At 54.5% G+C, this 22,692-nt stretch carries 21 protein-coding genes; 16 read left to right on the top strand and 5 right to left on the bottom strand.

Features of this window, described 5'->3' with window-relative positions:
• The coding region (locus C5L13_RS27840; protein ID WP_105386513.1) for a recombinase family protein at positions 1-388 on the bottom strand (388 nt) is incomplete at its 3' end.
• Between the two features lie 474 nt (positions 389-862).
• On the opposite strand from C5L13_RS27840, the gene C5L13_RS27835 reads away from it, so the two are divergent.
• The 4 genes from C5L13_RS27835 (at position 863) to C5L13_RS27820 (ending at position 5,899) form a co-directional block, all read left to right on the top strand.
• On the top strand, positions 863-2,047 hold the full coding sequence (locus C5L13_RS27835; protein WP_245571518.1) for an MFS transporter: 1,185 nt from the start codon (positions 863-865) through the stop codon (positions 2,045-2,047).
• Between the two features lie 81 nt (positions 2,048-2,128).
• On the top strand, positions 2,129-3,166 hold the full coding sequence (locus tag C5L13_RS27830; RefSeq protein WP_158693551.1) for a glycosyltransferase family 2 protein: 1,038 nt from the start codon (positions 2,129-2,131) through the stop codon (positions 3,164-3,166).
• Positions 3,167-3,266: 100 nt separating this feature from the next.
• Complete coding sequence (locus tag C5L13_RS27825) at positions 3,267-4,502, top strand: ABC transporter substrate-binding protein (protein ID WP_245571516.1); 1,236 nt, start codon at positions 3,267-3,269, stop codon at positions 4,500-4,502.
• 167 nt (positions 4,503-4,669) lie between these two features.
• Entirely contained in the window at positions 4,670-5,899 is a 1,230-nt protein-coding gene (locus C5L13_RS27820) for an MFS transporter (protein ID WP_105386520.1), read from the top strand.
• A gap of 109 nt (positions 5,900-6,008) precedes the next feature.
• Here C5L13_RS27820 and C5L13_RS27815 read toward each other — a convergent pair whose 3' ends face one another.
• The gene (locus C5L13_RS27815; RefSeq protein WP_105386519.1) at positions 6,009-6,461 is read right to left on the bottom strand and encodes an Lrp/AsnC family transcriptional regulator; all 453 of its coding nucleotides are present in this window, start codon (positions 6,459-6,461) and stop codon (positions 6,009-6,011) included.
• A 118-nt stretch (positions 6,462-6,579) separates the two neighbouring features.
• Between C5L13_RS27815 and C5L13_RS27810 the strand changes: the two genes are divergently transcribed.
• Positions 6,580-7,539: a nucleoside recognition protein gene (locus tag C5L13_RS27810; RefSeq protein ID WP_105386511.1), complete on the top strand. Its 960-nt coding sequence runs from the start codon at positions 6,580-6,582 to the stop codon at positions 7,537-7,539.
• A 129-nt stretch (positions 7,540-7,668) separates the two neighbouring features.
• On the opposite strand, the gene C5L13_RS27805 is transcribed toward C5L13_RS27810, so the two are convergent.
• Entirely contained in the window at positions 7,669-8,151 is a 483-nt protein-coding gene (locus C5L13_RS27805; protein WP_105386510.1) for an Lrp/AsnC family transcriptional regulator, read from the bottom strand.
• 256 nt (positions 8,152-8,407) lie between these two features.
• Between C5L13_RS27805 and C5L13_RS27800 the strand changes: the two genes are divergently transcribed.
• From C5L13_RS27800 to C5L13_RS27760, 9 genes are all read left to right on the top strand, one after another.
• On the top strand, positions 8,408-9,382 hold the full coding sequence (locus tag C5L13_RS27800; protein WP_105386509.1) for a GHMP family kinase ATP-binding protein: 975 nt from the start codon (positions 8,408-8,410) through the stop codon (positions 9,380-9,382).
• Positions 9,372-10,412: a PLP-dependent cysteine synthase family protein gene (locus C5L13_RS27795; protein ID WP_105386508.1), complete on the top strand. Its 1,041-nt coding sequence runs from the start codon at positions 9,372-9,374 to the stop codon at positions 10,410-10,412. The genes C5L13_RS27800 and C5L13_RS27795 overlap by 11 nt, the downstream gene beginning before the upstream one ends.
• Complete coding sequence (locus C5L13_RS27790) at positions 10,409-11,653, top strand: ATP-grasp domain-containing protein (protein WP_105386507.1); 1,245 nt, start codon at positions 10,409-10,411, stop codon at positions 11,651-11,653. The genes C5L13_RS27795 and C5L13_RS27790 overlap by 4 nt, the downstream gene beginning before the upstream one ends.
• On the top strand, positions 11,640-13,142 hold the full coding sequence (locus C5L13_RS27785; RefSeq protein ID WP_158693550.1) for an argininosuccinate lyase: 1,503 nt from the start codon (positions 11,640-11,642) through the stop codon (positions 13,140-13,142). Before C5L13_RS27790 ends, C5L13_RS27785 begins: the two co-directional genes overlap by 14 nt.
• Positions 13,143-13,233: 91 nt before the next feature.
• Positions 13,234-14,001: an SDR family NAD(P)-dependent oxidoreductase gene (locus C5L13_RS27780; protein ID WP_105386505.1), complete on the top strand. Its 768-nt coding sequence runs from the start codon at positions 13,234-13,236 to the stop codon at positions 13,999-14,001.
• Between the two features lie 45 nt (positions 14,002-14,046).
• Positions 14,047-15,108 carry a beta/alpha barrel domain-containing protein gene (locus tag C5L13_RS27775; protein WP_105386504.1) on the top strand — a complete coding sequence of 354 codons (1,062 nt, stop codon included), beginning with the start codon at positions 14,047-14,049 and terminating at the stop codon, positions 15,106-15,108.
• Positions 15,105-16,379 carry a PLP-dependent aminotransferase family protein gene (locus tag C5L13_RS27770; protein ID WP_205836896.1) on the top strand — a complete coding sequence of 425 codons (1,275 nt, stop codon included), beginning with the start codon at positions 15,105-15,107 and terminating at the stop codon, positions 16,377-16,379. The genes C5L13_RS27775 and C5L13_RS27770 overlap by 4 nt, the downstream gene beginning before the upstream one ends.
• Complete coding sequence (locus C5L13_RS27765; protein WP_105386503.1) at positions 16,366-17,208, top strand: HAD-IIA family hydrolase; 843 nt, start codon at positions 16,366-16,368, stop codon at positions 17,206-17,208. Before C5L13_RS27770 ends, C5L13_RS27765 begins: the two co-directional genes overlap by 14 nt.
• A gap of 117 nt (positions 17,209-17,325) precedes the next feature.
• Positions 17,326-18,624, top strand: coding sequence for an NAD(P)/FAD-dependent oxidoreductase (locus tag C5L13_RS27760; protein WP_105386502.1), 1,299 nt, complete (start codon positions 17,326-17,328; stop codon positions 18,622-18,624).
• Positions 18,625-18,952: 328 nt separating this feature from the next.
• On the opposite strand, the gene C5L13_RS27755 is transcribed toward C5L13_RS27760, so the two are convergent.
• Both C5L13_RS27755 and C5L13_RS27750 read right to left on the bottom strand, forming a co-directional pair.
• Positions 18,953-19,408 (bottom strand): hypothetical protein, encoded by a 456-nt coding sequence (locus C5L13_RS27755; RefSeq protein ID WP_105386501.1) that lies wholly within the window; start codon positions 19,406-19,408, stop codon positions 18,953-18,955.
• A gap of 196 nt (positions 19,409-19,604) precedes the next feature.
• Positions 19,605-21,362, bottom strand: a complete 1,758-nt coding sequence (locus tag C5L13_RS27750) for an ATP-binding protein (protein ID WP_245571513.1) — start codon at positions 21,360-21,362, stop codon at positions 19,605-19,607.
• Between the two features lie 559 nt (positions 21,363-21,921).
• On the opposite strand from C5L13_RS27750, the gene C5L13_RS27745 reads away from it, so the two are divergent.
• Complete coding sequence (locus C5L13_RS27745) at positions 21,922-22,119, top strand: hypothetical protein (protein ID WP_105386500.1); 198 nt, start codon at positions 21,922-21,924, stop codon at positions 22,117-22,119.
• Positions 22,116-22,691 carry a hypothetical protein gene (locus C5L13_RS27740; RefSeq protein ID WP_105386499.1) on the top strand — a complete coding sequence of 192 codons (576 nt, stop codon included), beginning with the start codon at positions 22,116-22,118 and terminating at the stop codon, positions 22,689-22,691. Before C5L13_RS27745 ends, C5L13_RS27740 begins: the two co-directional genes overlap by 4 nt.
• Position 22,692 lies beyond the last annotated feature (1 nt).

The following is a 22,692-nucleotide window of genomic DNA, read 5'->3' as shown; positions in this document are numbered from 1 at the left end:
TGATGCCCTCCATCTGCCGTTCCTTGCGCAGGTTTGTCTCGAACTCCGCGAATACGCCGAGCATGTCGAGGAAAGCCTTGCCGGCGGCCGAGCTGGTGTCGATTGGCTGCTCCGTCGCCTTTAGCGTGACGGCTTTCGACTTCAGCTCCCTGACGATGTCCTGAAGGTCGCCGATCGAGCGGGCCAGTCGATCGATGCGCGTCACCATCAGCGTATCGCCGCTCTGCAGGAAATCCATCAGCGTGGCCAACTCCGTCCTGCCCTCTTTGGAGGTGCCAGATTTCTTTTCCGAGCGAACGATCTGGCACCCGGCCGCGTGAAGGGCCGCTTCCTGAATCTGTAAATCCTGATCCGTGGTGCTGACTCGGGCATAACCGTATATCGCCATGGAAATGTCTCATTAGAGTTTAGACCCGCAAGGCTTATCGTCTCGTAATGCGAAAATCAACTCAAATGAGACGCGAAAACCGTCTCATGGCGATCTGTCTCATGGGTATACTCAAAAGAACCGGCGAAAGCGGCGGTTGAGGAGGAGGATCGACCATCTTGATCAGGGTTCTCTCTTGCGTGCTAAATCTTTTTTGCCTGCCAAACAGCTCAAAATGACCGTAACTGAAAAATATCGCTTGTCGAATTTGCGTTTCTAGAAAACAAGAAAGTGTAATTAGAAATTACATTTCACCGATTTTATTCTAAATATTTCCTAGGGTTTGATCGAGCATAGAGATAGATTCGCGCCTTGTAGAAGCTAAATCAGTTGTCGGTATAAATACAATTACTGCGAGACAAGAGAGTAATATCTTGTATCGAGGATTTTTTCTGCGCTTCCAAAATCGCAATGTCTTCCTGATGGAAGCAAAGAATGGAGTTTCCCGACATGACATTATCTGAAACTCAGCCAGCAATTCATTTCGGTCGCTGGGCTGCGGCAACTATGTTTTGCGTCAATGGCTTTGTTGTCGGCAGTTGGGCGCCGCAGGTTCCCAGTTTCGTTGTCAGGTTAGGCATTGACGAGTTCACGCTCGGCGTCCTCATTTTTGGGTATGGCTTGGCAGCGCTCTGGACCATGACGCTTGCCGGCCAACTGATCGCCCGAATGGGTTCTGGGAAAACATTGCGGCTATTTGTCCTGCCAGTTATTTTTATGCTGCCGTTGGCGGCGCAGACCTCGAATGTATGGGTCGGTGCTGCCGTGCTGGTTCTCTTCGGTAGTGCCATTGGCGGCATGGACGTTGCCATGAATGCCAACGTTGTGGCGGTCGAAAGGCAATCGGGGCGCGCACTTATGTCGACCTCCCATGGCTTTTGGAGCCTTGGTGGCTTTGCCGGCGGCAGTCTCGGCGGTATCGCCATCCAAACCTTTGGTCCGCTCGAGCATGCCATTCTGGTTGCCACTCTCGCGGCTGTCGCGGTGGCACTTTGCTATGCGCACATTGGAGACGGCGCGCCTCCACCACGAGAGGAAGGGCCGAAGCACTTCACTTGGCCTCGTCAGGTCGGCATTTATGTGATTGGTGCAATGGCGCTCCTGTGCATGTGCGCGGAGGGCTCCGTGCTCAATTGGTCAGCCTTGTACCTCCAAAAGGAGTTGTTCGCCGATACCGCAATGGTGGGTTTCGCGTTTGCCGGCTTTTCCGGCGTGATGGCGTTGACGCGGTTTTGCGGCGACGGCATCCGCAATCGCTTTGGGGCTGTTGCCACATTCCGCTGCTCTTGCATCGTCGCAGCCCTCAGCATGCTGGTTGCTGGTCTGTCCCCCTGGCCATGGTTGGCGATCGCGGCGTTTGCCGTTTGCGGAATCGGTGCGGCAAACTTGGTGCCGATTCTCTTTTCGACCGCCGGCAATCAGCCCGGTTTGAATTCCGGCGTCAGTATGAGTGTGGTCACCACCATCGGTCATGTAGGTTTGTTGCTCGCACCCTCGATCATTGGTTTCGCCGCTGGGAAAGTTGGCATTGCGTCGATCTATGTCGCGGTCGCCTTCCTGCTGGCCGCCATCAGTTTGATGGCGGGCAAGACATCTGCTGCTGACACCAAATCGAGCTGAGCCTGAAACTGAACCTTGATGATTCATTCTATTGAGGCGCAGCCTGCAAACTTACAATCTTACAAATCTGTGGAGGGTACCATGACCAGTATTTCTGTTCCGTCGCTGGATAATATCGTCGTCGCCATGCCTTGTTACAATTCCCAAACGACAATTGGTCAAACGCTCGAAAACGTACTCGATCAAACACATAAAGAATTTCGAGTTGTTGTCTATGATGACGGCTCCACCGACGCGTCACCGGATATTGTAAGATCTTTTGAAAAACGGGATTCTCGGGTTCTTCTTCATCGTAACGAAGTAAACCAAGGTCGTCCTCAGGCTAGAAATGCACTTCTGGACCTCGCTCAGAATGCTATTTTAGCATGGCAGGATGCCGACGATCTTTGGCACCCGACCAAACTAGCCAAGCAAGTTTCCTTTTATGAAAAAATGTATCATCAGTGCGGCCACGACAAGATTGCACTCGTTTCATCCTTAGAGCGATGCAGGCCGAAGGGGGAAATCGATAACGATCACCATTATCTTTCACAGGTTCTGAGCCAGGGATACTACGGCGAACTGCATCCTCCTCAAATTTACGACGTGAATTTTATCTGCTCGGATAAATATATGTCGTTTCCATTTTATCTGCAGTCCACATTTTCTCGGGCTTCACATTTTATTGAGGCGGGTGGTTTTGATCCCGAACTCCCGTGGTATGAAGACCTAGATATGGGTATAAAGTTGCTCGGTATCGGAACAAAAATCTTTGGTTTGAAGAACGAGGTCGCTCTTGCATATTACTTTAGCGGTGCTCCAAGGCTTGCTCCTGATATCGTCACTGCCTGTCTGAAGCGAATTTATAGCAACAATAAAGATTTCATATCCGCGTCTGGTATTGATGTTCAGTATGATCTGACGCTTCGCAAACTGACACTTTTGTTTCTGGGGATGATCCGCAAGAGAGAGTTTAGCACTGCTCTAGAAATTTTGGCGCAAAACAGCGCCTTCGCCCTGAACCGATCAGAGCTGAAAGAACTGCTTATGGCAAACGTGGAAGTGCTACAGAAGGCTTTGCGGGCTTCAGAAAGTGTCGAATCTTATAGACACCAGCCGCCAGGACAAGCTTTGGCGTAATGTTTTTGTTCAAGAAATATCTTTGACAACAACGCTCTGGCGAGCGCGGGTAATTGTCTGTCGCCGCCAGAGATTTGATCATCTATTCGAGGAGAAAAGAATGCTCGAGGAAGAGGCGTTGCTCGTGAGAAGTCACCCCCAGGCGCGGCCGCGGATGGCTGATGAGGTCCGCCTGGTCCATTGGTGGGTGTCGGGTGGCGAAGCTGCAGCGCTCGACGTGCTCAAGCAAAATCTTGCCAAGGAGGATTTAGTTTTTAACGATACTCCAATCGCTGGCGGCGACAAACTCAAGGCGGATCTGAAAGCCATGATCATTGGGGGTGACATTCCCACCGCCGCGGTGATGTCCGGCTACGATACCTGGAACTGGGCCCAGCAAGGCGTTCTCGCCGACCTTTCCACTTTGGCGGCAGCGGAAGATTGGAATAGCGCTGTTCCGGCAGCATTGCAAAAATTCTGCAAATACAATGGCAAGTGGATCGGAGTGCCGGTCGCGTTGCATTCGATCAACTGGTTGTGGATCAACACCGCCGCCGCTGAGAAAATCGGGTTGGATGCGCCACCCGCCAGTATGGATGCGCTATTCGTTGCCCTTGAACAAGCGAAGGCCGCTGGCCTCGTCCCGTTGGCCATTGGTGGGCAGCCGTGGCTGATGGCCACCTTATTCGACTCCGTTGTCGTGGCCACCAATGGCCTGGATTTTTACAAACGGGCATTCGTCGATCTGGATGACGCTGCTTTGAAATCGTCCGACATGATTAGAGCCTTCCAAAATCTCAGCAGGCTCTCGAGTTATGCGGATCCTGGCTATTCCCGGCTGAATTGGAATGACGCGACAGATATGGTGATCACAGGTGGGGCGCTGCTTGAAATCTCAGGAGATTGGGCCAAGGCCGAGTATCGCTCAGCGAAAAAGAAGGCTGACGTCGATTATCTGTGCGTGCGCTTTCCCGGCACCGAAGACGATGTGCTTTTCAACGCCGATATTATCGCGATGTTCGATGTGGAGCCAGATCGTCAGTCAGCACAGACTAAGCTCGCCAAGTCAATTATGGATCGCGCTTTTCAGGCATCGTTCAATGATGCGAAGGGCGCCGCGCCTGTGAGAATGGATGTGCCCGATGCGACCTTTGATGCTTTTGGCAAGAAAGCCTTGGCTGATGTCAGGGCTGCGAATAGCAACGGCACGCTTATCGGTGCGATGTCGCATGGATATATCCAGCCAACCGGTATTCAACAGGCGTATTTCGATGTCGTGGCGAGGGTCTTCCGTAGCGAGATACGACCTGAGGCCGCTGCCGAGACGCTCGCAGAGGCGATCGCTGCCGTCAAATGACTAAACTGGCGGCAAGCATGGGTTGATCTACTCTATCTCGCAGTGAGTGAGCGAACACTCATGGCGAATGCTTGGTGCGGTTTTATGGAGAACCGCCAGGGTGGGACGCTAGCAATTCACTCGTACGCCATTTATCCGCTTAGAAAGTCGACTTGTCAGGGTTTCCTATTGTGTCTGAACGCATTCCGCCGCGCACGAGCGTTTTTCGCCACGCCGGCTTTCGGCATTATTGGACTGCCCGTTTTCTCGGCAGTTTCTCCGCTCAGATCATGGGTGTCTCCGTGGGGTGGCAGGTCTATGACATCACCCGCGACCCTTTCGATCTCGGCATGGTGGGGCTCACGCTATTCCTTCCTGCCTTCCTGCTCGTCCTTGTGACCGGCGCCGCCGCCGATCGCTTTAACCGGGTGATGATCATGACGGGTTGCGTTGTCGGGGAGGGATTCTGCGCGCTGGCGTTGCTCATATTCACCGTGGCGGAGCAGCAAAGCGTGGTGCCAATCTTTTGTACCCTCCTCGCGCTTGGGACGCTGCGAGCCTTCTTCGGCCCTGCGCAGCAATCGCTAATGCCTAGCCTCGTGCCGGAAGATGAATTACCGAGCGCCATCGCTTGGGGCACATCCTCTTGGCAGATCGCGACTGTGTTCGGGCCGGTGGTGGGCGGTCTGCTCTACGGCGTCTCCGCGCAGGTGGCCTACATCACCGCTTTCGTGTTGCTTGCCGTCGCAGCGGTCATGGCCGTCTGCGTGCCGAGACATGTGGGCGTTGCTATAGAAAGACCATCAATGCGATCTGTGGTTGCTGGCTTCCACTATATCTGGAAGGAAAAGATTGTGCTTGGCGCCATCTCCCTGGATCTATTCGCCATGCTACTCGGTGGCGCCACGGCATTGCTCCCCGTCTATGCGCGTGACATCCTCGTCGTCGGCCCGTGGGGGCTCGGGCTTCTGCGCGCTGCCCCCGGCATCGGGTCAATCCTGGTGGCGGCGTTCCTATTGCGCCACCCGGTGAAAGATCATGCTGGGGTGATCATGTTCGCCTGCGTTGCTTTAGTGGGGTTCTTCATCGCCGTTTTCGGGGCCTCGACGGAGGTGTGGCTATCAGTAGTTGCGCTCGGTCTGATGGGCGGGTTCGACATGGTGAGTGTCTATGTACGCCAGACGCTGATCCAGCTCTGGACGCCCGACGCGGTTCGTGGTCGTGTCAATGCCGTGAACATGATGTTTCTCGGCGCTTCGAACGAACTTGGCGAGTTCCGCGCCGGTATTTCCGCTTGGGCTTTCGGGACCGTGCCGGCCGTGATCATAGGCGGCGCAGCGACGATCGGAGTGTCAACCCTGTGGTGGTATTGGTTTCCAAAACTACGGAGAGTGAGGGATTTGCAAAGAGAAAGATAGGTTTTCTTCGCTTGTCGGTTAGAGCTGTGTTGCTTCGTGGAATAAGAGATTCAGTGTAAGGGTCCGTTGCCAGCTCCGGATTCTTGTTTGATGAGCCACCCATCTGCTCTCACATCAAAACAGCGGTCTCTTCTTTTGCGCTCCGGATTACCATCATGGTGATGTAACGCGCGACGTTGGTTTGATCGCTGAATAATCTGTCACACAGGGCGTCAAATTCTTCCATATCACGCAGCCGAAGCATTAAAACGACATCATTTTCTCCTGTCACAGCATAAGCATGCGAGACGGCCTCTTCGGCCGACGCGACGCTAAGGAAGCGACGCATATGCTGCTCACCATGAAGCTTGAGTTCAACAGTGACCATTGCCTTGATCATACGCCCCGCCTTGGCAGGATTCAGAATTGCAACGATGCGGTCGATCACCCCAGATTTGTGGAGCCGCTGAAGACGGCGGAGGCAGCTGGACGGGGACAGACCCACCTGGTTCGCCATATCTACATTTGTCCTTGATGCGTCGCGCTGCAACAGGTTGAGAAGTTTCTTGTCAATAGAATCCACCTTCGAAGCCTCCTTTTTCGACGCCATATTGCAATAAAATTGCATACTTTTGCAATCTTTGATCCAAAATTTGAAGCGACCTGCGTTACGAATAAAGGGAGAACAGAGGAGAAGTTCGATGAAAGTGTTCGCGACAGTGCGGGAGAAATTCCGCGAAACGCTTGAGACCTATTGGGTGCTTGTAAAGATTACAGTGCCAATAACCATCATGGCGGCGTATCTATCCCGAGCAGGAGTCATCGAGGCGATCGCGCCCTTTTTCGACCCCGTAATGCACACCATAGGCTTGCCATCTGCATTGGGCTTGGCATGGCTGACTGGAATAATTGTCGGTCTTTGGGGCGCTGTTCCGCTTGTTTTCACTCTTGTCGCGGTTTCGGATCTGAGTGTTGCAGATATCACGGTCTTCTCAGCCCTGCTTTTGTTCGCGCATGGACTACCTCTCGAGCAAAAAATAATCCAAAAGGCCGGGCCAGGTATGGTCATAACAACGATCCTGCGAATAGCTGGTGGGTTACTCTATGCTTTTCTTCTGCATCGCTTTTGCGAGGCGACAGGCTGGCTGTCCGCGCCGGTAAATCCTGCCTGGGTTCCACTAAACACAACCCCACTTTGGTCAGAGTTTTTCTGGGACCTCTTTAAAACGATGATCTGGATGTTTTTTATTCTACTTTCGCTTTCCTTGGGGCTTGAAGCATTGCGCGCAACGGGACTGCTAAACTTGATGATGAAGATGATGTCGCCATTCTTGCGCCTCGTCGGCATCCAAGGTAACGCCGTCTATCTTACCGCAATTGGGCTGTTTCTGGGAATTTCCTACGGCGCCGGCCTTTTGATCCGCGAGGCCCAGTCTGGGGCGATACCTCCTCGTCAAGTCTTTCTTTCATGCGTTTTCATGGGATTCGCACACAGTCTTATTGAAGACACTCTGCTTGTTATGGCGCTTGGCGCAGACGCCCTTGGCGTATTGGTAGGTCGCGTGCTCTTCGCATTTGCAGCGACGGCGGCAATCGCCTTCGTTTTGCGCTTGGCCAGCGACAGAGCCTTCTTCTCGACGGCGTTCAATATGAAAACGTGATGAGGTGGCCGGCGCCTCATTCCGGTCTTCGGCAGTGTCAGAGAGATTAAAACACTCCTGCGATGCTCGGGTGGCCAACCTCAAGCAAGATGCAGGATGAAGACCCTTCTTGTTTTAGACACGCGCATATTAGGCCCTTGGATTGTAACGTGTGACGTCAAATGTGGTGTCATTCTTCAGCCGCGTCATTACCATTAGTGTTTTGAATTTCTTGACCAGCTTGTTTGAGAAGAACATTTCGCTGGCAAAACTTTCGTATTCGCCCATATCGAGGGTTGAAACGAAAAGAACATAGTCAGTCTCCCCAGTTACCAAATAGCACTGCTTGACCAGCTTGTGAGCTACGGCTCTTCGCTCGAATTCTTTCATGCTGGCGGTGTCTTCCTCGCTAAGTTCCACCTCAACAATGATCATTAGATTACTGCCAATTTTGGCTGGATCGACGATACAGACGTCGCCAGTGATCACACCTTCTTCACGTAACCTCCGCACGCGTCGCAAACAGGTCGGGGCCGATACACCCACTGTATCGGCCAACTCGGCATTGGAAATTTGGTTGTCGTTTTGGAGGATCGTCAAAATCTTAAAATCTATCCTGTCCAGATCCACCATGCGTCAAATTTCCTCCCATGAACCAAATTTCGTGCAAATGACGATACCTGAAAATATTGCACGACCAATTTATGTTTTCAAAACAAAATAAACCAAAAATAGAAATTACATTTCATTAATTTTCCTCTACATATTTTCAAACGCTTCGGCGGCGGTAATAATATAAATTGAATACTTTCACACACTTAGAAATAACTCTTCATGTATTTTGAGGGGTCTCTAAGTCTTGTCAGTTGCAACTGAGGGAGGAGTGGAATTGGAATCTCAGCTTATTTTGAACGGTTCTTTGAGCGCCCGCGGCGTTATTGCATCGATAGCATCTGAAGAGAAAAGTATTGGGACCCATAGCGCCATGGCGCACTGTGGCGAAATCCTCCAAGGTGTATTTTTTGACAAAACGGGTCATCTTCACCGAGGACTCATCACGCTTCCGTGCCCAAGTCTCTCGACGACCGCGGATTTTGAGCCTGCAGGGGAAAAAATTTCCGTTTTCCCGCCCAGTAAAACCAAAGCGGCAGCTGCAGCGCGGAGAACACTCGCTCATTTGGGTCTGGACGGGTACGGCGGAAAACTCACGCTGTCCTCAAACATCCCTATCGGGCTTGGGATGGGGTCCTCAACGAGTGATATCGTCTCGACGATTAACGCTGTGGCTAATGCTTTCCGTAAAAGACTAAGCCCGGAGACCGTCGCAAAACTCTCGGTCGAAAGCGAGGTGGCCAGCGACAGTATCATGTTTACCGAGACAATCGTGCTTTTCGCGCAACGCGAAGGAGTCGTCCTCGAACATGTCGGCGCGCAGCTCCCCCCTCTGTCAATCGTGTGTGTTAATACTGCGCCCGCCCAGACGGTAGATACAGTTTCCTTCCCGCCTGCCCGCTATACAGCCTGGGAAATGGAGGCATTCAGGTCTCTTCTGGCCATGGCGCGCAAAGCTATCCTGACGGGGGATGCCTCTTTGATCGGGCGTGTGGCATCGGCGAGCGCGCGTATCAATCAGCGCTTCCTTCCCAAGCCAATGTTTTCGGAGATCGAAAGGATCGCTGCCGATACCGGTGCTGTGGGCATTCAGGTCGCGCATAGCGGGACGGTAGCCGGGCTCATGTTTGATGCCCAAAACCCGAATGTTGAGGAGTTGGTCCACAGAGCTTCCGGTGCACTTGCCAAGATCGACATGCCCCCCTTCATGCAATTTCTTACGAGAGAGGCCGAGTATCGCTATGCCTGCTGATTCCCGCAGTTTCAATGACCTGGAGCTTCCCAGGCTTTTCCGATTAGCACCGAATCTATTCGCTGCGTCTTTCCACCTCATGAAGCTCCTGCCGGCGCGTTACATGCTGGACCAGGCAGAGCGAGACGGTCGGCTGCTGCCGGGCGGAACTATCTGCGAAACCACATCTGGTACGTTCGGCCTCGCGCTGGCTATGCTTGCGGCGGTTCGCGGGTACAGGCTCATTTTGGTCAGCGATCCTGCGATCGACGAAAAGTTGAAGAACCGGTTGCGGGAGCTTGGCGCGACCGTTGACATCGTGGAAAAGCCGAGCGAGCTGGGCGGTTTTCAACAAGCAAGGCTGGATCGCCTGGCGAAAGCTATGAGTGAAAATCCCGGATGTTTCTGCCCCTCACAATACACCAACGAGGACAATCGCAGGGCCTATGGGGCAGTTTCCGAATGGATAGCAAGCCGTCTCGGTACGATCGACTGCCTGGTTGGAACGGTCGGCTCTGGCGGGTCGATGTCCGGCACGGCGCATTTCCTCAGATATCTCAATCCCGACTTGACCGTGATTGGCGTTGATACACCGAACAGTGTCATCTTCGGCCAGCAGGATGGAAAGCGACTTCTTCGCGGACTTGGAAACAGTCTGATGCCAAAGAATGTCGATCATACCCAGTTCGACGAGGTCCATTGGGTGGATGCTCCGGCGGCCTTTCTCGCCACCCGAAAGCTTCATCAGCGGCACGGCCTGTTTCAAGGCGGAACAAGCGGTGCCGCGTGGCTTGTTGCCGACTGGTGGGCGAAGCAGAATCCCGGGAAAACAGTGGTTACCTTTTTCCCTGACGAAGGGCACCGATATGTCGAAACGATCTACGATGACGACTGGCTCAAGAACCTAGCTAACTGGACCGGCTCATTGCCGGAAGAACCGATCGGCGTCGACCGCCCGCAGGACGGTTGTTCGGAGTGGAGCTATTTCCATTGGCGCCGTCGATCCTATGACGACGTGATGCGATCGATATTGCAAGCGAGGGCGGCATGATGGCTTCCTATGTTGTCTTCATCGAAAGCAACACGAGCGGAACAGGACCGCTCTTCTTCGGCGTGGCTCGCGACCTCGGCTTCGAGCCGGTTTTGTTGGTGAAGGATCCGCGTAAATACGCGTTTCTGGTCGATACGGATGTCGAAGTCGTCACCTGTGATACGTCGGATTTGGAAAGCCTTCTCTCCGCTTGCAGGCATTTGGCGTCCTTGGGACGCGTTGCCGGAATAATGACCAGTTCCGAGTATTTCATCGAAACGGTAGCTCGCTTGACGCAGGAATTGAGATTTTCCGGGCCGTCGCTGACGGCTGTAAGAACGTGCAGGAATAAAGCTGCATTGCGCCGCGCTCTTCAGGGTGCAGGTCTGGAGACCCTTCGCTTTGCAGAAATCACGGACCTGAGTGATGTCCATGAAGCCGTTCGGCAGATTGGCTTGCCGGTCGTCGTCAAGCCAGTCGCCGGTTCCGGAAGCGTCGGTGTCCGTCTTTGCCTGACCGAAGACGAGGTGAAGGAGCAGGTCACGCATATTTTGCATGCCGGCTCATCCGCACCCGTGTTGTTGGAAGAATATATTTCCGGCGAAGAATATTCTGTTGAAATATTCAATGGCGAGCCAGTCGGAATTACGCGCAAGCATCTTGGGAAAGAGCCTTTTTTTGTCGAAATTGGACATGATTTTCCAGCAGCACTGGCCTCCGAAACCAGGAATGCCATTCATCACCACGTCCGCGAAGTCTGTAGGGAAATCAAGCTTGATTGGGGGCCGGTGCATGTCGAGCTCAAGCTCGATCTACGATCACGCCCGCGGATCATCGAGATAAACCCTCGCTTAGCCGGTGGCTTCCTACCGGAGCTGGTTCGTTTGGCCAGCGGTATAAATCTGATCGAGGAATCTATTCGCCTTTCCACCGGATCGGGCCGCAGCCCCAAAGTGACGAGATACAACCGCACCTCGATCCGGTTCCTGCTTCCAGATCGAAATGGCAGGATATCGCATGTAAACGGCCTCTCCGACGCTGAGCGCGCGCCGGATGTTTCCGACGTCCGGCTCTACAAGTCCCTTCCGTTCGATGTCGAATTGCAGGGAGATTTTCGAGACCGCATCGGCCACATCATCACTCTTGCAGATACAGGGGAAAAGGCAAGCGCTGCGGCTCGGGCTGCGCTGAGCATGATTTCGCCCTCCTATGTCGAGACCGGCGAAAGCTCAAAGGAGGGCAAAATTTATGAATGCGCTTAGAAGAGCTCCCTTCGACCTTGCCAACACTGGTCGTGTGGCATCGTCCATCGATCCTGAAGCGGCCGAAATATTGTTCGGTAATATCGACAATACCACCGTGGAGCACGAGCTGAATTACATAGCCGAGGTGGACTTGGCACATCTAGTAATGATGCAAGAGGCCGGCTTGATAAGCGCTGATGACGCGACAACATTGGTTCATCGCATCAATGATCTGCAAGGATCTGGATTTGCGGTTCTTCAGGGCGTGCCATCTCCCCGTGGAACTTTCATGCTTTATGAAAGTCTTCTAATTTTTGAGACCGGGGAACAAATAGGGGGCATGCTTCAAGCTGGCCGTTCCAGAAATGATTTGGGGGCAACGGTTTTACGCCTCAGATTGCGTGAGGAATTGGCGATCCTTGTACGCGATCTGGTGGATTTGCAGAAAGCATTGCTCTCCAAGGCTTGGGAATGCCGAGCGATCCTGCTTCCCGCTTACACTCATTATCAGGCTGCCCAGCCGACAAGCCTTGCCCACTATTTCTCCGGCGTCGCAGCGGCGTTCGATCGGGATCTGGAGACGATTTCAGCAATCTTTGATGAACTGGAAACATGCCCTCTGGGCGCCGGAGCGATCTGTGGGACCAGCTTTCCAATCAACCCCGCAAGAACAGCTGAACTCCTGGGCTTCAAAACGACCAGTTCCCACTCAATTGAGGCGATTGCTTCGCGCGATGTCGTTCTGAGACTACTTGCGGCGCTCAGTGTGACAGCGACTACGCTAAGTCGGTTGGCCCACGACTTTCAGCTCTGGACAACGGCCGAGTTTAATTTCTTCCACATCCCGGACGAGATGGTAGGCATAAGCTCCATGATGCCGCAGAAACGCAATGTCTACGTTCTCGAAAACATCAAGGGAATGTGTGCAGTGCCACTTGGTGCCTTCAGCTCCGCCGCAATGGCCCAGCACTTCACGCCTTTTTCCAACTCAATCGCCGTTGGTACCGAAAGCGTCAAACCTGTCTGGGGTGCTTTGAAACAATTTGCGGATGCTGTGAAGTTGACCCGCCTAATTGTCGATTTGGCAGCGCCCGTTAAAGAAAATATGGACGCGAGGTTGGATAAGGGACAAACGGGCGCGACGGCGTTGGCTGAGTGGATTGTTCAACGCTTCAATTTGCCATTCCGCCAGGTTCATCATGAAGTCGGCCGCATGGTCAAAGAAGTCCTGGCCGGCAATGATGATAACCTTCTCGCGGCAATGCTGCGTCTTCATCCAGAGTGGGTGGACGACACCCTGCCGGACCTTTCTCCGGAAGCCATAATAAAGACCCTCGCATATGGCGCGGGTCCGTCACCAGAAATCTCCCAGTCGGAGATCTCGCGTCTTTCGGAAAACACCGAAAAGCACCGTGAGCGCCTGATGGAAAAGCGGTCGAGATGGGCATCCGCAAGCAAAGCGCTTCGCGGAATTGCAGGTGCTTTGGTACGTCCAGAGAGCGTTTGACCGCTCCAGATTGAAGATCTTCGCATTTAAAGAACCGGCGGGTGAAATACGCCCGAATTTGTCAACTTGATTTTGTTTGAGGAGCGCAGCTATGACCACGAATCTATTTGATATCTCAGGTAAAACGATCGTTGTTTCCGGGTCCAGCCGCGGGCTGGGAAAAGCGTTAGCCGGATGCTTTGCCTCGCTGGGCGCACAGATTGTAATTTCTTCCCACGAGGTGGACGAGCTCCGGGAAACGAAGCAAGAATTCGAAGCGCTTGGATACGAAGTCCTGGCCGTGCCAGCTGATGTAAGAAGCGAGGCGGATATCCAGAATCTTGTCGGAGGTGCCGTTGACCATTTCGGCAAGATCGACGTCATGATCTGCAACGCTGGCACGGATATCATCAAGCCTGCAGAAACGTATGAGATCGATGAATGGGAACATGTCCTATCGATCAACGTGCGCGGCTACTATCTGTGCGCGAAGGCGGCAGCCCAGCGGATGTTGCCGCAAAAGCGCGGCAGTATTGTCATGACCTCATCGATTGCGAGTTCGCTGGGCGTTCCGGGGCTGACCCCGTATGCCGTGTCAAAGGGAGGAGCCAACCAGCTTGTAAAAACGATGGCGGTCGAGTGGGCCGACAGGAACGTCCGCGTCAATGCTGTCGCTCCGGGCTACATCAACAATTTCATGAAGGGCGTTCATGTCGACTTGGATACCCCCTATCAGCGGCGCGCAATGGCTCATACGCCGATGGGTCGCCGGGGGGAGCTTTCGGAGTATTTCGGCCCGTATGTCTTTTTGGCCAGCGATGCTGCCTCCTTCGTGACAGGTGAAATCCTCTATGTTGATGGCGGATACCACGCAGCCTGAAAGAAATTTCCAATCCAAAACAGAACGTTAGGAGGATTTAAGGTTATGTATACACGTATTTCGAATTCACTGGGCATCTTGGACTGCACCTTCAGAGACGGAGGATACTATACAAATTGGACGTTCCCTAAAGACTTGGTGGAAGATTACCTTGCCGCCATGGCCGTTCTTCCGGTCGATGTCATCGAACTTGGCCTTGCAGGTAAAGGTCCGAGTGCTGGGCCGTTCGCAAACGTGGACAACGCCAAGGCGCGCGCATTGCGTTTCAGCAAAAACACGCTGCTCGCGGTCATGATCGATGCGAAAGATTATCTCGAATACGATGGCGATACTGGATCTAAGCTCAACAGAGACCTCGGTCAAAAGGTTGAGGGCGGCATCGATATCATTCGCATAGCCGTTCACTATCGGACGGCACACAAGTGTGAAAGCCTTGTGCAGCTTCTTCTTGACCGTGGGTATCGGGTTTTTCTCAATCTGATGCAAATCGATATGGCGGATCAGCGCGAAATTCAGGAGTGCCTCAGGTTCGTCAAGAAAATCGATGGGCTGGAGGCTGTCTATGTCGCGGATTCACTCGGCACGATGAAACCAACCCGGGTCAAGGATCTAGTCGGCGATTTTGCCGAAGGACTTGGCGCAGACATCGGTTACCACGCTCATGACAATAGCGGCTTGGCAATCGCGAACGCTTTGTGTGCGGCAGAGGCGGGAAGCACTTGGCTCGATTGCACTGTTGCCGGCATGGGACGGGGTGCGGGCAATGCCAGTACGGAACAATTGCTGCGCGTCGTCACGCCGGGATATTCGAAACTTGCGGAAGATCGGCTTCAGCAGCTCGTCGTAAAGCACTTCAATCCATTGAAAGAAAAATACGGCTGGGGCGACAATCTCTTTTATCAGATCGGCGCCGCAAACGGCTTACATCCGACATTCGTCCAGGAAATTCTGGGCGACCGTTCTCTTTCTGGCGATCAAGTTTTTCACTGGATCAAAAACATTCCGGCCAATTCCTCCAGTTTCAACCAAGCGATTCTTGAGACGGCTAAACAATGCGCGCTCACGGTTGAGGCTTCCATGACAGCGCAAATGGAGAAAGTGGCATGAACGATCAGTCCGGATTTCGTCGTCGTAGGCCTTCAGCACGACCAAGCAGCCCCAACTTTTCATCGGGCCCGTGCAAAAAGCATCCCGGTTGGGACATTTCTCGTCTATCGACAACCCTGCTTGGTAGAAGCCATCGTAGTCGTTCGGGTAAATTACGACTGGCGGGGGCCATCACGCGTTCTTGTCAATTATTGGGCGTTCCCGATGATTGGGTGGTGGGTATTGTGCCTGGTTCCGCTACGGGTGCCATTGAGTTTGCCCTTTGGAATTTGCTTGGCCAGCGCGACGTCGATGTGATCGTGTCAGACGGTTTTTCCGCCTATTGGGCAGATGACATCGCCGGTCTTATGGGCCACCGCGCACGCGTTCACAAGGGAACGGGCCGAGGCTTTCCCCCGACCTCCGATGTCAGGGATGAGAATGACGTTGTTCTTGTCTACAACGGAACCGGCAACGGCGTGTGCGTCAAAGATCTAGATTGGGTGACGAACGGTCGGGACGGTCTGGTCATTGCGGACGCCGCATCAGCTGCGTTCGCGATGCCTCTGGACTTCACCAAACTTGATGCTGTGACGTGGTCTTGGCAGAAGGGCCTGGGCAGCGAAGCAGGACATGGCATGATCGCATTCGGGCCTCGGGCATTGAATCGCGCCACGTCCAACATATCGAAATCCATTCGACCGAAGCTTCTCAATTTCTGCAAAGCTGACGGCGGCGCCCTTCATAATTTGTTCGAAGGGCACACGATTTCCACGCCGAGTCTTCTTGCTCTCGAAGACCTCCATTCCGCGCTCGATTGGGCGGAAGGGATAGGCGGCCTTCCGGCTCTCCTGCAACGGGTGCAACTCAACTACATGGTCGTCGACGATTGGGTGAAAGAAACGTCGTGGATAGACTGGCTGGCCGATGAGAACTCCCGCTCCAGCGTCTCCCTGTGCCTCCAGTTGGTTCAACCGTTCGAGCGCAAGGAGGCAGAGCGCGTCTGCAAATCCATGATTGAAATGCTTCAGATCGAAGGAGTCGCCTACGATATTTTCACCATGCACGACGCACCTGCCGGCTTTCGAATTTGGGGCGGACCGACCGTTGAAGCAGATGATTTGCAGCATCTCACGCAATGGTTGGAATGGGCCTATGCGGCTACGATGAGAAAAGGCCTTCATTCACCCGAAGCAAAACCGATGCCGAATGGCATCCCGGTAATCGAGATGTGGGCGACTTCAGATGCTTCCCTCACCAATTCAAGAGGTTCGTTAAATGGTCATACTTGAGCGACTGGTGGGCGATCACGGTACGCTGCTGTTGGACATCATGGGCGTCCTGATCGATAAAAGCGGAGCCATCGAACATGCGCCGCAGTTCGTCGAATATCTCAACGAAAGCAAGAAGCCGTATTTCATATTGACGAACATCTGCGGTGACACCGAAACCGGCATATACGAGCGATTGCGTCGCAACGGCATCCCCCTGCTTTCACCGGAGCGTGTCATTTCGGCAGGATCTCTTGTTCAGGCGTATCTTCGTGACGCCGTACCGGCCGGAGCGACCGTCGCTTTTATTGGGCCTCAGACATGCCGCGCGGTTCTGGAAACCGGCACGCATCCTATTGTCGCTTGCGGTGAGACCGACTTCTTCGACGTTCTAGCGCTGCTTGACGACGAGGGCTTTCCCTTTCGTGAAACCTTGGAGGCGGCGCTGACGACATGTGTACGATGCTTCAGGGAGAGCGGCAGATTACCTTTATTGCTGCTCGCAAACAGCGATAGGGCATATCCTCGAGGCGCGGACAGCTACGCCTTCGGTTCAGGAATATTTGCCACCATGTTTGATGAGGCACTCAAGAAACTGGTCGGAAAATCACCAGAAGTCATCTCTTTTGGCAAGCCTAGTGATAGAATGTTTGCTGAAGCAAAACGCCGAAGTGGCGACAGCTCTATGATGATGATAGGTGATCAGCTTGCGACGGACATTCTGGGTGCGAATAATTTCGGTATTACCAGCGCTTTGGTCCTAACAGGTATTAATTCTCGGCAGCACGTTACTCAGGCTGCTACTGCTCCTAACTACGTAATTGATAATCTCTACATAACAGGAATTTGAACATCGTCCTTCTCCGCCTGATCTGGGCGAGTGCTACCAGAGAGGGATCAGAGCAGGAGCTGGTCAATCATTTCACTCAGCGGACACTTCGATGGTGCTCCAGAAGGGGGACGGCCTATGTTTGAGGTTGACTGGAAGACTCCGCACCTCTGGCGTAAGACGGCCATGATGCGGCTCCCTGCGCCAAGCCTTATGGGGGACCACCGGACGGATGTACTCGTCGTAGGGGGCGGCTTCACCGGTATGACCGCCGCCCTAGGCGCGATCGAAAGCGGCGTCAATGTCATAATGCTCGAAGCCAATGAAATTGGTTCTGCGGCATCCGGCCGGAACAACGGCCTTGTGATTTCCCACCACTCTAAGGCTTCGCCTTCCGAGTTCGAAGCAATCTACGGCAAGACGATTGGTGATCGCTACAACGGCATGGTGGCCGGCGCCGCCGGCGCCGCCTTCGGTTTGATGCAGCGCTTCCGCATCGATGCTCATCAGGTCCAGGAAGGCTGGATCCAACCGGCTCACACAGAGAAAACGCTGCAACGTGCGCGGCAATTCTTCGAGGAGTGGAAAGCCTTCGGCTCGAACGTTTCGTGGCTCAACAGAGATGAGGCAACGGCACGCATCGGAAGCCCTTATCTTGGCGCTTGGATGATGCATAATTCCGGCCACATCAATCCCTTCGCCATGACGATCGGTCTTGCCGCCGCGCTGGAACGGGAAGGCGTTACGATCTATGAGAATTCCCGAGCGTTGCGCATCGAGCGTGTTTTAAGCGGCTGGCGTATCCATACCGCTTTAGGCAGTGTCACAGCGCCGGAGGTGATTTTGGCGACAAATGCGCTCACCGGTGATATTTGGCCCGCCTTGAAGAGGACTCTGATCCCGTTCAAAGTTTTTCAGGCGGCGACCGAACCGCTGTCGGCAGACCTGCGCGCCAAGATACTTGTCGGCAATCCGGCTGTGTCCGATATGCGCAATGATCTTCGTTACTTCCATTACGACTCCAACAGTCGGTTGGTCAGTGGTGGAACCCATACGCTCTGGTATGACGAGGCGGATCGGGGCCGCGCAAAGGTGACACAGCTCCTCGGTAAGGCCTTCGCTGCTTTCAGCACGCCACCCAATGTGGTCGAATACTGGAATGGAACCTTCGCCGTTGTTCCCGACCGGCGACCGCGGCTCTACCGACTCGGCCCCGGCCTTGTGTTCGGCGGAGTCTATTCTGGTCGAGGCGTGGCTCTTTCCATGTCGTTGGGCCAGGAGATGGGGCGGTGGGCCGCAGGCAGACGAACTGATGAGCAGATGCCCCTCCCCGTTACCGAGATGAAGCAGATTGCGCTGCATAGCTTGGCGGTACAGATCGCCAATCACATGCACCCCTGGCATCGCCTAAAGGATAATACCTTGGGACCAGCCTAACTTCCCGATCTCAGATCGGCGATTCTAGGACACGTCCTTCGGACCAGGCTCTATTCCGCCGCGGTTGCGGCTCCACGGAACCCAGACGCGTTTCCGCATATCCATGTGACGATCCTACGTGCATCCGGCGCTTGAGAACACCGTCGTCGCCTTTCCGACGAAGCCTGAAGACCCGGCACCGAACAGCTTCGAGAAGACCTGGGGCAAGAAGGTGAAGAGCCACGGCTAACCGATCACGGCCGTTTCTCGCTTGCGTGTCCACATTGCCGTTGCACCGGTTTTGTCCGATCTGCCGTTGTAGCTAGCGCCCATGGCGGCCATGATCCTCCTACGCGGCGAGCTTGATGATGGCCAGCGCGCGAGCACGCGCTAGTCGCGCGCGCAAGGCAGGTGCGGCAATTTTCTCGCTCTCGGCTATTGCGGCTTGTTTTTCACCTGCACCTACGGCGAGAAGCATTCGAAAGTCCGAAAGACTCAACACCCGCTGCAGATGCCGAATATCTGATCTCACCTCTATGCGAGCTTCACAAGACGGTGTCGTGCTTTCTGTCGCTGGCTCGACGAACTTCTTGATCAACACCTTGTCATATCGATTTCGGCGCGCTCCGTTCGCAACCACGCGCGCCAACACGTCGCTTCGGGTGACGTCAGTGGCTGACGGGTTGTCCAGGATCTTGTCGAGGGCGCTTTCGAGACCCCAAGCTAAATCGTCAACTGATGATCTTTTGGATAGTTTCTCTTGATACGACGCATACGCGTCCCAAGGATGCGGAAGATCCGCCATGTTCATTCTCCCATTGTCTGTGCAGCTCGTGTGAGCTGCGGGAATGGGCAACGGCGGGTTTCAGTTCTGGGATCTTCGGTCGGAACGCTGTGTCCGGTTCGAAGCTTTACAGATTCGTCAGCGCCGTTTAACGCCCGGTCTAGTTGTACCCCTTTCAGGGCCTTAGAACAAGGCGGGCTTTCGCCCGCCTTGAAAATCACGCCGTAAGCTGGACGCGGTAGGCTTCCGACCATTCACGTCGCAACGTCTCTAGCGTTTTCTTTGCATCTTCGTTGCTCACCGCGATCTGAGATTGCGTGCGAGCCAGAGACAACAGCAATAGTTCCAGAGCAACAAGCGGTCCGTCCTGACCCTCGGTTTTGGGCGCTTCGATACCGTCGTCTTCCTCGCCAAAGGCACCGCCTGCCGCGAGTTTCCGCAACGGCTCATACAGCTTCTCGAAGAACGGATGCGCCGTGTTCAAGGTCAGGATCACCCGGCCAAACCGGTGTTCGATATGATAGAATGGCCAGTATTCATCATGTTTGAACTCGATAAGATACTTCGATTCCTTGATCCTTTCGAAAGCCTCGTCATCGCTCTCACCATCGCGCCGCAGCGCGACGGCCAGGACGCGGAGATTTCCCTCGAGCTCCGCTTCCTCTTCGGCGGTCAGTTGAAGCGGTTTGGCCTGATGCTGATCGGCATCAGTTGCCTTTGCCTCACTGGCGCTCGGCTGCGCGCTGTTGCGAGCGCTCGCCTGGGCACCCTGGTAGCGCTTGATCTCCTCGTTCAACGTGGTGAGGTCTTCACCTATCGCCAGTTTTATGGCGTCCTTCACATAGCCCTTCGGCCGGACCCCCTGCTTGTTGGCGGCGACACCGAACGCTTCATCCAGCGAGCCCGGAAAATCGATCTGGATACGATACCAATGCGTCACAGCATGCCGGGTCGTCAGTTCCGTCATTGCGCCCGCGAAAACCTCGCGATCATTCCTAAGCATGGAGACGGTCAGGCCATTGAAAACCTGAAGGTCGTTGCGCAGGCACTTGCGCGAAAGCGTAGACCATTCTTCGATCGGCAAACGGTAAAGCCGGATGATGATCTTCTCTTTTTTGTGTGAGTGCTCCCTGATCGGAACCTCGATAGTCTTGGCAAACAGCAATCTGCTGGTCTTCGTCTCGACATCGATCATCTTCGCATGGCGCGCGCTGGCCATTGAGTACGTCGGGTCGAAAGCTTCGACCCGACGGTTATTGATATACAGGCGCAATCCGTCGGCGATAGCGCGACGGTACACGCGAGACATTTCCTTTACCGCGTGCTCGACGAGCGTACGCGCCTTGGCGTAGGTCAGCCGATCACAGGCCGGCATATAGACGATCGTGCCGGACTGCCCCAACCGCTCGTTGATATCGTCGCCGCGGCCGACGAACAGATCCTGTTCCGCCGCGCTCGTCGGAAATCCCATCGGCTTTATGAAAAAATCGGCAATCTCATCCGGCAAGTCGTTCATCAGCGTTGGATCAGGAAGTTCGACGGCATTGGCGCGCTCTTTGCCGATCGCATCCACATCAAGGGTCATGTTGTAGAAAGCGTTGGGCTCTTGCCACGAAAACAGCTCCATCGTCGGGCTCATGCTCAACGCGGCTGTTTTCATGCCCATACCGAAACGACCGATGCCCGATCGATTGTTGAAGTTCATCGAACCACCGAACGACGTCGCAACCTTCAAGACGTTGGGAGCCATGCCCCTGCCGTTATCGTAAACGGCGGCGTCTATAACAGCGTCTCCCTGTTTCCCTGCCTGGCGAAAATATACCCGGACCTCATCCGCGTCTGCTTGAATCGCATTGTCAACGTGCTCGCAGAGCGCTGAGGTCGTGGTGTTGTAGCCGACGTCCCTGAGCGAAGCGATAAGGGTTTGTGCGAAGAACAGCGGAACGGCCGCACCGTCTTTCAGCACGCGGTTCATGACCGCTTTACCGCCTTTGGGAGCGTCTGCGGACCAGTTGAGCACCGAGTCCGGGATTTCGCGGGTGTTTTCAATAATAGACATATTATCTCTCCGATTGTTGTGGCGCTCGTATCGATGACGGCGCCGGAGTGAGAAACCTCGTGGCCTCTCATCTAATAGGAGATGAGATTTCTGGTTTGTGACAGGTACCGTTTCTTTTTTGATGGCGGTACGCATCCTTCGGACCAGGCTCTAATCCGCAGCGGCCGATGCTGCTGCTCCACGGAACCTCTTTGAGTTTCCGCCGATTCCGGTAACGATCCTTTGCGCTGCCGGCGACTTCGCCGGGTGATGTCGCGCATGTGCGCGATCTTACGCATTAATGGGGGCCGAGGGGCCTTGCCCCTTCTCTCCCCCAAACAGGCTTCCGCCCGCCTTCCTCCACTGCGCTCACGCTCCGTTCCGTGCAGGCGGTTCCCCGCGAAGCCTGTTGTCCCCTTCCATCCCCACCACTCACGCGGCCCCGGGAAGCAGGACGAGGTCCTGCTTCGCAGTCCAAAAGAGAAAGGACAAGGGAATGTGCGAACCTACATTTGAGGAATGGTTTGAGAGCTTCGCGGGCGAGATGGCCCGGCTTAACGGAGAACGGCCCGATTTCGACGCCGCGTATGACCGGTACTGGCCTGCCTATGAGAATGGCTTTTGCGGTGGCACATGCGCCCGCAGTGTTGCCGGCGCAGTGGTCTATGCCGATGAATGGGAGGACGCGGAATGATGCGCTTCGCCCCTTCCCGCGAATTCTATATTCCGAAAGGCTCCGTGAAGATCGCCGACAAGGCCAGCGATGCTATTGTCTACATCTACACGAGCCACAAGGACAAACCCGCCGCCATCGCCTTTCACGGCAAGGCGCAGAAACCCGACTGGCACCACAGCTTTGCCAGCCCGCAGGCCCGCGAACGCAAGATCGCGGAGCATTTCGAGGGACGGCGGCGCTGGGCCGAGGGGCAGCAGGAACGCCGCGACGAGCGCAAGAAGCCCCATGGCTTCGAGGTCGGCCACCTTCTCTACGCCTCATGGGGCTATGAACAGACCAATATCGATTTCTATCAGGTGACCAAGATCATCGGCAGTCACATGGTCGAGGTTCGCGAGGTGGCGCAGATTTCCGCCGATAGCGGGAACGAGCCGTGGATGACCGGAAAGGTGGTTCCGAAGCTCGACGCCTTCACCGGAGAACCCATGCGCCGCCGCGTCAACGGGCGTTCCAAGTCCGTCCGCATCGACAATGTGCGAACCGCTTTCCTTTGGGACGGCAGACCGCTCAACTGGACCGGCTACGCTTAAA

The sequence above is a fragment of the Neorhizobium alkalisoli genome (assembly GCF_002968635.1).
GTDB lineage: Bacteria > Pseudomonadota > Alphaproteobacteria > Rhizobiales > Rhizobiaceae > Neorhizobium > Neorhizobium alkalisoli.
Note: the sequence above shows the minus strand (reverse complement) of the source record. Positions and strands in the feature narration are given on the sequence as shown.

Coding starts and splice junctions, on each gene's coding strand:
- C5L13_RS27825 (WP_245571516.1), top strand. CDS start 3,267: ATGCTCGAGGAAGAGGCGTTGCTCGTGAGAAGTCACCCCCAGGCGCGG.
- C5L13_RS27760 (WP_105386502.1), top strand. CDS start 17,326: ATGTTTGAGGTTGACTGGAAGACTCCGCACCTCTGGCGTAAGACGGCC.
- C5L13_RS27805 (WP_105386510.1), bottom strand. CDS start 8,151: ATGGTGGATCTGGACAGGATAGATTTTAAGATTTTGACGATCCTCCAA.
- C5L13_RS27740 (WP_105386499.1), top strand. CDS start 22,116: ATGATGCGCTTCGCCCCTTCCCGCGAATTCTATATTCCGAAAGGCTCC.
- C5L13_RS27745 (WP_105386500.1), top strand. CDS start 21,922: ATGTGCGAACCTACATTTGAGGAATGGTTTGAGAGCTTCGCGGGCGAG.
- C5L13_RS27835 (WP_245571518.1), top strand. CDS start 863: ATGGAGTTTCCCGACATGACATTATCTGAAACTCAGCCAGCAATTCAT.
- C5L13_RS27750 (WP_245571513.1), bottom strand. CDS start 21,362: ATGAACCGCGTGCTGAAAGACGGTGCGGCCGTTCCGCTGTTCTTCGCA.
- C5L13_RS27765 (WP_105386503.1), top strand. CDS start 16,366: ATGGTCATACTTGAGCGACTGGTGGGCGATCACGGTACGCTGCTGTTG.
- C5L13_RS27785 (WP_158693550.1), top strand. CDS start 11,640: ATGAATGCGCTTAGAAGAGCTCCCTTCGACCTTGCCAACACTGGTCGT.
- C5L13_RS27755 (WP_105386501.1), bottom strand. CDS start 19,408: ATGGCGGATCTTCCGCATCCTTGGGACGCGTATGCGTCGTATCAAGAG.
- C5L13_RS27770 (WP_205836896.1), top strand. CDS start 15,105: ATGAACGATCAGTCCGGATTTCGTCGTCGTAGGCCTTCAGCACGACCA.
- C5L13_RS27780 (WP_105386505.1), top strand. CDS start 13,234: ATGACCACGAATCTATTTGATATCTCAGGTAAAACGATCGTTGTTTCC.
- C5L13_RS27775 (WP_105386504.1), top strand. CDS start 14,047: ATGTATACACGTATTTCGAATTCACTGGGCATCTTGGACTGCACCTTC.
- C5L13_RS27795 (WP_105386508.1), top strand. CDS start 9,372: ATGCCTGCTGATTCCCGCAGTTTCAATGACCTGGAGCTTCCCAGGCTT.
- C5L13_RS27830 (WP_158693551.1), top strand. CDS start 2,129: ATGACCAGTATTTCTGTTCCGTCGCTGGATAATATCGTCGTCGCCATG.
- C5L13_RS27810 (WP_105386511.1), top strand. CDS start 6,580: ATGAAAGTGTTCGCGACAGTGCGGGAGAAATTCCGCGAAACGCTTGAG.
- C5L13_RS27790 (WP_105386507.1), top strand. CDS start 10,409: ATGATGGCTTCCTATGTTGTCTTCATCGAAAGCAACACGAGCGGAACA.